This window comes from Paraburkholderia xenovorans, from assembly GCF_046030735.1.
Taxonomy (GTDB): Bacteria; Pseudomonadota; Gammaproteobacteria; order Burkholderiales; family Burkholderiaceae; genus Paraburkholderia; species Paraburkholderia xenovorans_A.
Genome location: NZ_JAQQBV010000003.1, coordinates 126,420 through 138,874 on the forward strand (window position 1 = coordinate 126,420; position 12,455 = coordinate 138,874).

The 12,455-nt window shown below is 60.7% G+C and carries 12 protein-coding genes; 1 reads left to right on the top strand and 11 read right to left on the bottom strand.

Annotated elements, in window-relative coordinates:
* Window positions 1–19: 19 nt before the first annotated feature.
* From PQQ51_RS03885 to PQQ51_RS03935, 11 genes are all read right to left on the bottom strand, one after another.
* The gene (locus PQQ51_RS03885) at window positions 20–433 is read right to left on the bottom strand and encodes a RidA family protein (protein ID WP_408494995.1); all 414 of its coding nucleotides are present in this window, start codon (window positions 431–433) and stop codon (window positions 20–22) included.
* Window positions 434–525: 92 nt separating this feature from the next.
* The gene (locus PQQ51_RS03890) at window positions 526–1,980 is read right to left on the bottom strand and encodes an FAD/NAD(P)-binding protein (RefSeq protein WP_408494997.1); all 1,455 of its coding nucleotides are present in this window, start codon (window positions 1,978–1,980) and stop codon (window positions 526–528) included.
* Window positions 1,977–3,209, bottom strand: coding sequence for a YlbE family protein (locus PQQ51_RS03895; RefSeq protein ID WP_408494999.1), 1,233 nt, complete (start codon window positions 3,207–3,209; stop codon window positions 1,977–1,979). Before PQQ51_RS03895 ends, PQQ51_RS03890 begins: the two co-directional genes overlap by 4 nt.
* The gene (locus PQQ51_RS03900; RefSeq protein ID WP_408495001.1) at window positions 3,175–4,032 is read right to left on the bottom strand and encodes an amino acid ABC transporter ATP-binding protein; all 858 of its coding nucleotides are present in this window, start codon (window positions 4,030–4,032) and stop codon (window positions 3,175–3,177) included. Before PQQ51_RS03900 ends, PQQ51_RS03895 begins: the two co-directional genes overlap by 35 nt.
* A complete protein-coding gene (locus PQQ51_RS03905) occupies window positions 4,029–4,685 on the bottom strand; it encodes an amino acid ABC transporter permease (protein WP_408495003.1) in 657 nt (218 codons plus the stop codon). Before PQQ51_RS03905 ends, PQQ51_RS03900 begins: the two co-directional genes overlap by 4 nt.
* A complete protein-coding gene (locus tag PQQ51_RS03910; protein WP_408495005.1) occupies window positions 4,682–5,329 on the bottom strand; it encodes an amino acid ABC transporter permease in 648 nt (215 codons plus the stop codon). The genes PQQ51_RS03905 and PQQ51_RS03910 overlap by 4 nt, the downstream gene beginning before the upstream one ends.
* 9 nt (window positions 5,330–5,338) lie before the next feature.
* Window positions 5,339–6,205, bottom strand: a complete 867-nt coding sequence (locus tag PQQ51_RS03915; protein WP_408495007.1) for a transporter substrate-binding domain-containing protein — start codon at window positions 6,203–6,205, stop codon at window positions 5,339–5,341.
* 202 nt (window positions 6,206–6,407) lie between these two features.
* Entirely contained in the window at window positions 6,408–7,415 is a 1,008-nt protein-coding gene (locus PQQ51_RS03920; RefSeq protein ID WP_408495009.1) for a sterol desaturase family protein, read from the bottom strand.
* Window positions 7,416–7,484: 69 nt separating this feature from the next.
* Entirely contained in the window at window positions 7,485–8,435 is a 951-nt protein-coding gene (locus PQQ51_RS03925; protein WP_408495193.1) for a YncE family protein, read from the bottom strand.
* Window positions 8,436–8,665: 230 nt separating this feature from the next.
* Entirely contained in the window at window positions 8,666–9,724 is a 1,059-nt protein-coding gene (locus PQQ51_RS03930; RefSeq protein ID WP_408495011.1) for an MBL fold metallo-hydrolase, read from the bottom strand.
* A 185-nt stretch (window positions 9,725–9,909) separates the two neighbouring features.
* Entirely contained in the window at window positions 9,910–11,379 is a 1,470-nt protein-coding gene (locus PQQ51_RS03935; protein WP_408495013.1) for an MFS transporter, read from the bottom strand.
* Window positions 11,380–11,538: 159 nt separating this feature from the next.
* Between PQQ51_RS03935 and PQQ51_RS03940 the strand changes: the two genes are divergently transcribed.
* Window positions 11,539–12,396: a LysR family transcriptional regulator gene (locus PQQ51_RS03940; RefSeq protein WP_408495015.1), complete on the top strand. Its 858-nt coding sequence runs from the start codon at window positions 11,539–11,541 to the stop codon at window positions 12,394–12,396.
* Window positions 12,397–12,455 lie beyond the last annotated feature (59 nt).

A 12,455-nucleotide genomic window follows, 5' to 3' on the forward strand; every position in this document is an offset into this window, starting at 1 on the left:
CGCGAACTCGCCCCGACGCTTAACGGTTCTTATAACCCACGAGATCGATTTCCACGAGCGCGCCGCGACCGAGTTTCGCGACACCGATGGTCGTGCGCGAAGGCAACCGCAGGCCATCCTGACGGAAATACCGTGCGTAGACCGTATTGAACGCCGCGAAATCACGGTCGAATTCGCTCAGGTAGATTCGCACAAACACGGTGTCGTCGTAGACATAACCCGTGTGCGCGAGAATCCGTGACAGGTTCTTGAAACAGAGTTCGGCCTGGGCTTCGATACCCGACGGCAAGTCGGCCTCGGGCGCATCGGGGTCGCTTGGAAGCTGACCGGTCACATAAAGCCAGCCGGCCGCTTCCACCGCGTGGGAATAGAGCGACGACGGAGGCGGCGGGCTGGCATCCGGAACGACGTGATGGATTTTCTGTGCGGACAATTTGAGGTTTTCCGAAAAGTTGAAAGTGGCCTGATAAATGGTTTCGACTACGACAAAGCGATGCAAAAACGCACACGTTGCCGGTCGTCTTGTCAGACCGGCACGCTGAGGATCGAGGTCTTCTCATCCTTGAGCAACCGCTCGATATGCCGGGCGATATCGGGAGCGCCGCTCATTTCACCGAAACTGCCGCGCGTGATCGGGCCAAAGGCAAAAAGGCCCGCAACAAGACCGCCGTCACGCTCCCTGAGTTGACTGTGCGAGTCGACGTCGAGGCCGATACCCGCGCCATCGAGACGCGCCCGACCGGCGGCCAGCAGCGAATGAACGAGTGGATTGGCGGAAATATTGCGCGCCGGCCCCGTGCAAAACACGATGCGATCGAATACGCGCTGCTCGCGTGCGCCCGACCGCTGTTTAAGTGTGACGACGAAGCCATCGCGCGCATTGTCGTCAATGCCGGCGATCCCCTTGGTTTCGACGACGATCCGGCGCGCGTCGATGGCTTCCCTGAGCACGGCATGAACCTGCGGCGCCACCCGAAACCGATGAACGTCCCAGAACGGCAGCAACCGTCTGACGACGCGCCGTTGTTCGCTGGGCGGCAAAGCCTGCCAGACCCGCGCAAGATCGAAGCGCAGCGCATCGACCGCGGGCTGCCAGCCACGCAACGGCATCTCGCGGGCAATCCGCTCGCGCAACATGCGGAGCAGCGCGCGAACGGTCGATGGAGGCTGCGCGTCGCCGAGAAAATCGGCCTCACTGGAAAAGAGGCCTTGCGGCTGTGCGAGTAGGCCGCGCCGCGAGATCGCGGTAATCGGTCCACGGTGGCCGCGTTCAAGCAGACTAACCGCGCAATCGGCCATGGTCAGTCCGGTGCCGACGACGAGTACCGACGCGTGCTGTGGAATGCGCTCAAACGCTTGAGGCGCCCACGGGTTCGTAATCAATGCCGGATTGCGCAGTGTGGCATCGGAAATCTCGCACGGCAGTGCCGGTGCCGCATGGCCGATGCACAGCGCGATGCGATCGGCCTCGATGGAAACGCCCGTGTCGAGTATCACCTCGTGTACCGTACCGGCGACGTGAATGGCCGTTGCCGATGCGCGCCAATGCGTGAAGCGCACCCGGTCGCCGGCGGCGGCAACCGTGTCGCGCAAGGTCGCGGCAACGTAAGCGCCGTAGTGTTCGCGCGAAACGTAGTGATGACCGTTTGCATCGGTGCTGCCTGGATCGAGCAAATCGTGTGCGATCAGCCAGCGCGTGGCATGCGTCGGGTCGTCGCAGAACAGACTCATCCGGTCGCTCGGGACGTTGATCCGGTGCAACGGATCTCGCGTGCTGTACGCGATGCCGCGGCCGATTTCCGCCGAACGTTCAATCAGATCGAACTGGAGCCTCAGAGCGGTCTCATCACCGGCCGCAGACTGACTTGCGTGGATCGCATGGATAATGAACGCAGCGCCGGTAAACCCGCCGCCGATAACGGCGATACGCAGCATATCGGACGACCTGCCTGCGGCAACCTCACCTGCCCTCGTGTTCATGACATCTCCAGCGCGTGAACGGCGGCTTCGAAACAGGCCACGGGCGCAGTGGCCACGCCGATGCCAATCCAACCGGTAGCGCCATCCCGATGGGCAATACCAGTATGAATGCGAACCGGCTCGCCGGCAGCGACGACCTTGCGCGCATCCAGCCCCAAGCCTACGCCTGCCGGACCTGCGAGTACCGGATCGATAACCGGATGGGAAACGTCGAAAAGCGCACGCATGCGCTGCCCCGCTGCGCTCGCCGCCGGCCACTCCTGATGCATGAGTCGCGCAAGCTCGGGAGAACAGTGGGCGATCGCGCCGCCCAGCCCATATGCTTCCATGATTGCGCTATCGCCGAGATCACCTTGCGCGTTTGCCCGTGAGTGCGGCGCAAAAAAGCCGCCGTCCGGTATCGAGGCCGGAGCCGTAAACCAGCGCGAGCCGCCGCCCGCAATGCGCACGCCGCACACGGTGCCATTACGCGCAATCGCGGTGACGATGCTCGATCCCGCGATACCCTGGGCGCGATCCAGCGCAAGCTTCGCAGCGGCCATCGCATAGTTGAGAAAATGCTGCGGATTATCGAGCAGCCAGGCCCTCACCGGATTGTCGAGTTGCGCGAGGCTGCGCACGAAGCCATACATGCCGCCGACGTTGCGTTGATGCACATCGTCGCCAAGCGCCACACCGTGGGCGATCAACGGCAGAAGGGGCAAGCCGCCCGCCGGCAGCGCCCGTTCGATAGCCGGACCGACGACGCGATCGAGATGATCGAGACCGGCCGCAACCTTGTCGTCATAAAAACCGAACCGCAGTACGAGACGCCCTGCTTCGGCGAGCGTCGCATACGTGACTCCCGCGCCGGCGCGGTTTTCGATTCGCATCACGGTCTGGTTTGGCCGCACGACGCCGGTCATCGGCGATACGGTGCCGAGGTCGTGATTCGACCGCAGGCGGATTTCGCCGCGCTCGATCAAGCTGCGCGCCGCGTCTCGCGTGCCCGCCCAGCCTTCGTGAAGTACGGCGCCGATCAGCGCGTTGAGCACCGGTGCGGGAATTTCCGCGAAGGACACGAAGGGCGGCCCTGCGTGGCCGAGTTCGCCGTCCGCGAGGCCTAGCGCGCTCGACGCAAGCTCGCATCCGGCCAGCACGGGCTCGGTTGCGATAATGCGCTCGACGGCAAGACGATTCGCGCCCGCGTTTGCGTCAGGAAGAGGACTCGGTGAGTTCCGGGTGGTCATGGCGGAATGGAAGTCGTGTGGTGTAGTTGGCTAGAAAGCTACGCGCGCGCTCAGTTTGCGGATTCGAGAAAAAAGCCTCCGGCGCGCCCGTCTCGACGATCTTTCCATTGTCCATAAATACGATGCGATTTGCGCTGCGGCGAGCAAAGCTCATTTCGTGCGTAACCACGAGCATGGTCATCCCGCGTTGCGCAAGATCCTGCATGATGCGCAACACGCCGTCGACCCGCTCGGGATCGAGTGCGCTCGTCGGCTCGTCCAGCAGGATGAGCGGCGGCCGCCCAGCCAGCGCGCGAGCAATGCCGACACGCTGACGCTGGCCGCCGGACAGTCGTGCCGGATAGACATCGCGCTTGTCGGCAAGACCGACCAGTTCGAGCAACGCTTCGGCCTCTTCACGCACTTCGGCACGGGGCCGGCGCTGCACGTGGAGTGGCGCTTCCATGATGTTCTGCAACACGCTCAAATGCGGCCATAGCGCAAAATGCTGGAACACCATCCCGATCTGCGTGCGTATCGACGCAAGCTCCCGATCCGACATCCTGTGTCCGTCCGCCCGCACGCCGACGCGTTGGCCGAGCAGTCGTACCGTGCCTTCATCGGGCGCTTCGAGCCAGTTGATACAGCGCAGTAGCGTCGATTTTCCCGATCCCGACGGGCCGAGCAGGCAGACCGTTTCACCGGCCGTCACGTTCAGATCGATAGCATCGAGAACGGTATGCCCATTGAAGCGCTTGGTCACGCCAGCCAGTTCAAGTACGGTTTCCGGCGTGGCGGCAGCAACGGGGGCGGCCACGGAGGCCGCGTGCGCGGACAGACTCATTGATATTGCTCCGAGACACGGCGCACTGCCGATACGCAGAATTCGATCGCCGAACACAACACCCAGTACAGCAGCACGGCCACGATAAATGCCGTGAAAGGAATGTAGTAATTCGACTGGATATTGTTCGCTGCATAGGTCAGTTCCGGCACTGCAATGATCGTGAGAAAGGAACTGTCCTTGACGATCTGGATGAACTGATTGCCTAGCATCGGCGCTGTCGAATAGAAAACCGGTGGCAGGATCAGCCGCCGGACCAGTTGGAAGCCATGAAAGCCGAACGCATAGCTCGCTTCGATCTCCTCGTGCGGGCGGTTGGCCCAGCCCGAGCGCAGTATCTCGGCAATATAGGCGGTGTTATAGAGAAGCAACGCCAGAAAACCCGCCGGCTCGTTGTCGAGCCGGATGCCGAAAGACGGCAGCCCGTAATAGATCAGATAGACCAGCAACAGGAACGGCGTGCAGCGCATCAGATCGACGAAACCCCGTGCCACCGTTGCAAGCGCGCGTCGCTTCGACATCAACACGACGGTAAGCAACGCACCAGTAACGAGCGAACACGCGCCCGTGAGCGCGGAAAGCACGGCTGTCGTCACCGCGCCGCTCAACAGTTCGTCTTTGTGAGCCCAGATAATCGCGAGATCGTGGGTCATCTCGCGTACCTCACAGCAGACTTGTGTTCGAGATACTTTTGCAGCCTCAGAAGACCGAACACGATGACGATGTAGATCAGTAGCGCACCGATGAGCGGCGGCAGCGGACGATAAGTGTCGGCGCCGATGCGAACCGCTGCGCGCGTCAGGTCGACGATGCCGATCACCGAGATTGCGGGGCTGTTCTTGATCAGCACGGTCATTTCATTGACGAGCGGCGGCAGATTGCTGCGTGCAACCTGCGGCAGCATGATCCGGCGCAACAGCAGGCCGCGATGCATGCCGGCCGCGCGCGCGGCCTCGATCTGCTCGCGCGGGAAGTTCTCCAGTCCCGCGCGCCAGATTTCGCAATTGAACGCAGAGGTGTTGACGGACATCGCGATGATCGCCGCCAGCGAAGCAGGCATGTCATAGCCGGTGGCGGCCGGAACCAGAAAAAATACCACCAGCGCTAGCGTCAGCAACGGCGTCGCCCGCACTACGCTGATATAAAGCGCAAGTAAGCGACCGAGTCCGGGCAGTCTGAGCCAGCGAAGAATGCCAAGCGCAAGTCCGAGTACCAATCCGACCACGATCGCAAGTACGGCAAGCCCGAGGGTGGTAACCGCTCCAGCCAGAAGCGACTCGATTCCCAAAGTTTCCACCACTCGATGTCAATACTCGGAAACGAAATGCTCAGGAGGAGCCGGGAAGCTGGTGCCGAACCACTTTTGCTGGAGCTTCGCGATATCGCCGTTCTGACGCTCTTCAGCCAGGAAGTCGTTCAGATACTTGAGCAGCGTCGTGTTGCCTTTCGCCACGCCCCACGCGACATAGGTTTTGCTCGATACCGGCTGGCCGAGTTCGAAGACGTCGCCCTTTTCCTTGATCAGCGTATTAAGTCCGACAATGTTATTGACGACATAGTCGGTGCGGCCCAGCGCGAGATCCTGATAGGCCTCGGGATACGACGTGTACTGCACGATCTTGCCGATCTTGCCGCCCGATGCCGCCAGCAGTTTTTCAAGCTCGGGCAGGCGTTGATACATCGCGCTGCCGGCCTGGACGCCGATCGTGAGGCCGTTCAGATCCGCCACCTTGTTGATCCGCTTGTCGCCCTTTCGCTTCACGTAATAGATCGTCGCTTCGGCGATCGGCGTGGTGAAGTCAAGCGACTGCTGACGTTCCTTGGTGATCAGCAAACCGGTTGTCGCGACATCGTATTTGCCGCTGACCACGCCGGCGAGCAGGCCCGTGAACGGAATGATCTGCTGGTGAACATCGAGCGGGCCACGCGCTTTGAGCTTCGCGACCAGTTCATTGTCGAAGCCGGTCGGCTTGCCGTCCTGAACAAATTCGAATGGCCGGAAATCGTCTTCGGTGACGACATTCAGAGAGCCGCGCTGCTTGATCTGGTCGAGCGTCGCGGCTGTGGACGGCACAGCTTGCAGAAGACTTGCGGCGCCAACCAGCGCGGCGCACATGACGACGGTGCCACGACGCCGAAACCATTCGGCGCGCGAGAGAGCTGAAGCAAACATTGAAGTCTCTGGAAATGGAAAGTGAAGAACCTGCGGAACTCGATGCGGGATGGATCGAAAAGTCTAGGGGACAACGCCACTTGCCAGCTAATAACAAATCAAACAATCGTTATCAGCAAAAAGAAAATGGAGCGTTGTCGCACACGAGTTCCGCGGCCGCTTCAATGCCGGCTTCGTCAGTTGCAGGGTTGGCCGGCTTCACTCACTCCATCGCACCGCCTGCGTAATTCCGCTGCCCGCGCAAACGCTTTGCAATCCGGCCAAACGCGAGCCACTGCTGCGCGATCAGTCCGTTGCCATACGAACGCCCTGCGCCGTGCGGCACGGGTTGCTGGTCGCGAATGCCGGTCGGCTCGACGGCCGGATTCCACGAAGCGGTGCGGAACATCATGTCCCACCATGGAAACAGCACGCCGAAATTACAACCGTAAGCCGTCCCTTCATGGCCGTAGCCGACCGCGTGATGGCGGCGATGGAAGACGGGACTGACGATGATGCGCTCGAGCAGCCAGCCGTACGGCAGACGCGCGTTGACGTGCTGAATGCTCTGCATGAAGTTGCTGAGCGCCACCAGCACCACGAACTGGTTCGGCTGCACGCCGATAAACAGCGAGATCGCGGCGAAGAACGCAGCCTGGATGATGTCGTCGAGAAAGTGGTTGCGGTCGTCGTTCCACAGCGACATCTGCTGCTGGCTATGATGCACCGCATGCAGTTCCCACCACACACCGAAACGATGCTGCCAGCGGTGATACCAGTAGCCGGCGAAATCGAGCACGACCAGGTAGATCAGGAACGACACGACCGGTTGATCCGTCACCCCTGGCCAGAGGCTGTCGATATCGATGTTCGGTATGCCGTAGATCGCGATCAGACTTTGCCAGTGATCGAATACCGGCTGAAGCATGAAGAAGAATGCAATGTTGATGATGCCGAGCTTGGCAATCCACGTATAGATGACGTCGGCACGCAGCGCCTTGCGATCCTGCCACTGCTCGACAGGGCGCAGCGCTTCGAGCGGCCGCAACGTCAGATACGTGACGACGATTTCCAGCACGCCGATGATCACCCAGTACAGCGCGTCATAGGTGTCTTCGTCGTACCCCATCAAGCCGAAGCGATAAAAGAACGGCTGCACCACGTCGACATAGAGCAGCGTCTGCAGCGCGGACACCATATTGTCGAGCTGTGCGACGATTTCATGAAACATCACAATCCTCGTGTTCTAGCAGTTCTGCCGATACTCATGTAACAACACGTTTGAAGCGGCCTGGCTGCCTCAGTCCGGATTAGGCGACACGACCGGCGCACGGTTGTCGAAGAAGATGCCGTGCGGCGAGCGGCCCACCGCAATGGTGTCGATCAGCTTGCGGGTCGTCATGTCGATGATGCCCACGTGCCTCGCGAAACGGAATCCCACCCATAGATAGCGCTTGTCGGGTGTAAGTTCCATATCGTCGGGACCGGGCAGCAATCCGGTGATATCGCCGGCATTGGTGAGCGTGGTGTAGTCGATGATGCTGATCGTGCTGTCGACGCGATTGGACACCACCACATGCTTGCCGTCGTCGAGGTTGCGGAAGTTGTGTGCGCCACGGCCGGTGTGGATCTTCTTGACGATCTGCTGCTTGTGCCAATCCACCACGGTCACGTCGTCTTCGCCGGTCATTCCAACCAGCAGGTAGCGCTCGCCCGGGATCATCCACAGACCTGCGGGTTCGTTGCCGACATGCATTTTCCAAAGCACGGTTTGAGTGGGCAGATCGATCGCCGCGAGTTCGCCGGAATCCTGCAGCGTGACGAACACGGTGCGGTTGTCGGACGAGAAAGTCATGTGGCTAGGCGTCCTGGCCAGTTCGATATGCTTGACCAGCGCCATATTCGTGCCGTCATAGCGGTAAATGTCGACACGATTCATGCGCAGCGCCGCCGTGACGAACCACTTGCGATCCGGAGAGAAGCCCAGTTGATACGGGTCTTCGATGTCTTCGACGGTGCGCTGCACCTTACCGGTGTGCGGGTCGAGAAACATCAGGTTGTTCGACACCGAATCGGCCACGATCAGCGAGCGGCCGTCGGGCGTGATCATCAGATGGTGCGGCTCCTTCCCGGTCGGCTCCGTGCCGACAACCTTGCGCGTGGCCGGGTCGATGAGCGTCAGTTGCGCTTCGCCGGAATCGAGCACGATCACGTTGTCTGCGGCATTCGCGTAGTTCGTGATGGCGAGCATGCCGCACAGCGACGCAGCGAGCGCTCCGATCCTTGTAATGGAAATGATAGAAGATGGCATGGGGATCGTAGTCACGTAGAAAGATGCACTGAGGCTGGATGCAATGAATATGTCGGCGATTCGTCAGCCGAACTCGACACGGCTATCGCTCTAACGTTTGAACCGCCGCTGCCGATGACACGGCAGACGGGGATAGATGCGGAAAAAAAACCTGCATCGCGCTTTCCACATTAGCGAGCGTCATCGGCACCCAACCGGAGCGTTTCTCCGTGATGCAATACTGAAAACAGGTTATCGGCCAACCCCGCTTTCCGGGTCGCTTCCTTGAGCAACCTGGGTGGTTCGTCGAACGGCTCTCCGGCGAGGGGGAACGTTCCCCAATGAATGCCGATTGCTCTTTTGGCCTTTACATCCTGAAAGATCTGCACGGCCTGCGCGGGATCGACGTGCTGCCCTTCCATGAACCACCGTGGCGCATACGCACCGATCGGGATAAGCGCGAGATCAAAGCCCCCAAATGCGGCGCCGATGTCTTTGAAGTCCTTCGAATAGCCGGTGTCGCCGGCAAAATAAAAAGAGAACGGTCTGCTTGCCCCCTTTCTCGTTTTTGCGACCCAGCCTCCCCATAGTGTTTGGGCACGATCAAATAAGGTTCGTGCAGACCAGTGCTGAGCTGGAACAAACCATACTTCGAGTCCATTCGACTCGACGTGATCGCCCCAATCCAGTTCGCAAGCGTTCTCGATGCCTGCCGTCGTCATCCACGACTTGACTCCCATTGGCACGAGAAATAGCGGTGGTCCTCCGCGCTGAGCATTGATCGCCACTACGCTGGCGGCATCGAGATGATCGTAGTGGTTATGGGAAATCAGGACTAGATCTATATGCGGCAACTGTTCAATCGACAATGCCGGCTCGACTTTTCGTCGGGGCCCGGTAAACGAGAACGGAGACGCTCGATCCGAGAAAACTGGATCGGTGAGGATATTCACACCTTGAATTTGCACCAGAGCACTGGCGTGACCGATCCACGTCAACGTGTCAACTGTCCGGTTCTGTTTGAGCCAGCTTACATCGGGGTAGTGACCTGGAAAGGCGTATCCGTTGACTGCCGGCTTCGGATAGCCATGTACCCGCTTCTCCCATTGCCACCGTAGAAACGACCTGCGTATCAATTGCGTGTAGTTATTTTCGAAGCCCGACGGCGTTCGTTTGGCATGGTGCAACGCAATGGGATCGGTATCATCTGCTTGCTGGATAGTGGGTATCGCAGCGGGAGTGTTGCACATGAAAGAACTTGATGAAGAGGTTAAAAAGTTCAGGCGATCCGATGCGCGTTACGCATCCACTGCACCATGAGGAGTTCCATCTTTCTTATGATTCGCTGGCATCCCCAGAGGCATGATATAGCGAGACGACATCAATCCGACAGATCGGATTCCATGGAGTATTTGGAGAAAAACGGGGCGGTCCCTCAACCGCGGCTTGCCTTGGTAGGCGCCGCTTTCGCGAGCGTGTCCCGCTGATCCGGCAGAAATAATGAAAGCACTCCGCCAATAACCAGCAACACCAGGTTGCAGCCGAGCGCAACCGCAAAGGCGTGACCGTACGCAACTGCTCCGCGGCCAGCACCCAACTCGGCATAGAAAACACCGCCGATGATCGCAACACCCAGCGCCGACGCGATCTGAAACGTCGAAATGACGATCCCAGAAGCGAGACCTGCATGCTTCGGCGCCACCCCGCCGATCACCGCTTTGATGACTGTCGGCATGACCGTGCCAAATCCGAGTCCGGCGATCGCAAGACCGGGAGAAAGACTGTCCGGCAGCGTTCCCGCCGCCGCAAGCAGCACAATGCCGAAGCCGACCACCTGCAGCGCGAAGCCGAGCGTCAGTGCGAACTTGCCAAGCCGCAGCATGACGTGAGCGGACGCAAGCGACGCCAGAAAATATGCAACGGCGTACGGCAACGTCGCGAGACCCGCCTGAAGCGGCGAGAGATGCAATCCGCCCTGCAGGTACACAGAAAACGTCAGATAGAACGAAGAAAGCATATACAGCGCGAGTGCCATCGCAACGCCGACCGCGAAGCCCGGTTCGCGGAACAACGCGAAGTCGACAAGGGGCGAACCACCGCTCGCCGCGAGGCGTCTTTCGAAACGCACGAACAGCGCGAACGCAAATGGCGCGACAACAAGCATGGCGATGATCCACATCGGCCAGCCGGTTTCCCGGCCCTCGACGAGTGGATAAACCAGAAGACCGAGCGCGACCGAAAGCAGTACGACGCCGCCGATGTCGAGACGTTGCGCGTGCTCGGCTCGCGAATCGCGCAGAAACGCAAGACCGCCGACGAAGGCCACGAGGCCGATCGGCACGTTGATCAGAAAGATCGCCTGCCAGGTGAATCCCAACGGATGGAGCGATACCAGCGCGCCGCCCAGCAACTGGCCACAGATGTTCGCAAAGCCGAACGTCGCGCCATAGAGCGCGAGTGCGCGCCCCTGTTCTGCGGGCGGGAACAGCACGCGGATGGAAGCCAGCACCTGAGGCGCCATGATGGTCGCGGTCAGACCCTGCAGGATGCGCGCCGCGACGAGTATCGCGGCGCTCGGCGCAAGTCCGCACAATGCCGACGCGAGCGTGAAGCCGGCAACGCCGGTCACGAACATTCTCTTGCGGCCGAACAGATCGCCGAGCCGTCCGCCGGTGATCAGGAACACCGCGTAGGTTGCCGCATACGCCGAAATGATGAATTCAATCTCACTCGACGTGGCGCCGAGATTCTGCCTGATCGACGGAAGCGCGAGATTGACGACGTTGAAGTCGAGGATCGGCAGGAACGCGCCCGTCAGCAGCACGGGCAGCGCGAGCCAACGCCGTGGGTCACCTGCGTGCGTGTCGAGTGGAGAATGCAGGCGCGCTTTGTCGAGTGTGCTCATCGGTGTCGTCGTTCGTCGAAAGGATACGGGGACGCGTGTCGCCCGGACAGTGCGGTCCGGGCTGAACGGGTGGTCGATGAAGCGCACTATGCGATACCTCTTGCCATAACTCAATGGGATGAGTGAAGATATCAGTGATAACGATTGGAGATGATAGACATGGCAACCCTCGATGTCGACGCGGTGCGCGCCTTCACGCTCGTCGCGGACTTTCAGAGCTTCACGCGCGCCGCGGAGGCAATGGACACGACGCAAGCCGCGATCAGCATGAAGCTGAAGCGGCTGGAGGAACGGCTAGGCCATAAACTCATCGAACGCACGCCCCGGCTGGTGCGACTGTCCGCACGCGGCGCCGCGTTTCTGGATGCGGCGCGCGAGTTTGTCGCCGCGCATGAGCGCGCCCTCGCCGAACTATCGGGTACCACGCGGCGTCTTGCGCTCGGCATCAGCGACCATGTGGCGGGTCCTGATCTGCCGGTTCTGCTGACGAGGCTGCATGCGTACGATCCCACGCTGCTGATCGAAGTCCAGATCGAATCGTCGCGCGAACTGCTCGACGCGTTCGAGCAAGGCAAGCTCGACGCTGCGATCCTGCGTCGCGAAGACGATCGCCGCAACGGTGAAGTGCTCGCGCTGGAGCCGTTGGGCTGGTTTGCATCGCCCGGTTTCGTGCATCGGGAAGGCGCGCCGCTGCGGCTCGCGGCGCTCTCGGCATCGTGCGGAATACGCAACGTGGCAACGCGCAAACTGGACGCCGCGGGGATTGCGTGGACCGAAGTATTCATCGGCGGCGGTACGGCCGCCGTCACTGCCGCCGTATCGGCGGGTCTGGCCGTTGGAGCGTTCGCTCAGCGGGTCGCGCCGCTCGGTGTCGTCGAAGTCGGCGCGCTGCTGGGTCTGCCCGCGCTTCCTCCGTCGGAGATCGTGCTGCATTCGAGTCTCTCGGACAGGAAGTCCCGCGAGGCCTTGCGCACGGTTGCAGCTGCATTTCGGGAGCATCGGCCGGCCACTCAATAAGGGGCTCGGCCGAAGGCTGCACGGTCAGGTTATTTTAGTCTGCGTCAATTCCCCGAGCG

Coding starts and splice junctions, on each gene's coding strand:
- PQQ51_RS03930 (WP_408495011.1), bottom strand. CDS start 9,724: ATGTGCAACACTCCCGCTGCGATACCCACTATCCAGCAAGCAGATGAT.
- PQQ51_RS03915 (WP_408495007.1), bottom strand. CDS start 6,205: ATGTTTGCTTCAGCTCTCTCGCGCGCCGAATGGTTTCGGCGTCGTGGC.
- PQQ51_RS03925 (WP_408495193.1), bottom strand. CDS start 8,435: ATGCTCGCCATCACGAACTACGCGAATGCCGCAGACAACGTGATCGTG.
- PQQ51_RS03940 (WP_408495015.1), top strand. CDS start 11,539: ATGGCAACCCTCGATGTCGACGCGGTGCGCGCCTTCACGCTCGTCGCG.
- PQQ51_RS03920 (WP_408495009.1), bottom strand. CDS start 7,415: ATGTTTCATGAAATCGTCGCACAGCTCGACAATATGGTGTCCGCGCTG.
- PQQ51_RS03890 (WP_408494997.1), bottom strand. CDS start 1,980: ATGAACACGAGGGCAGGTGAGGTTGCCGCAGGCAGGTCGTCCGATATG.
- PQQ51_RS03900 (WP_408495001.1), bottom strand. CDS start 4,032: ATGAGTCTGTCCGCGCACGCGGCCTCCGTGGCCGCCCCCGTTGCTGCC.
- PQQ51_RS03905 (WP_408495003.1), bottom strand. CDS start 4,685: ATGACCCACGATCTCGCGATTATCTGGGCTCACAAAGACGAACTGTTG.
- PQQ51_RS03895 (WP_408494999.1), bottom strand. CDS start 3,209: ATGACCACCCGGAACTCACCGAGTCCTCTTCCTGACGCAAACGCGGGC.
- PQQ51_RS03935 (WP_408495013.1), bottom strand. CDS start 11,379: ATGAGCACACTCGACAAAGCGCGCCTGCATTCTCCACTCGACACGCAC.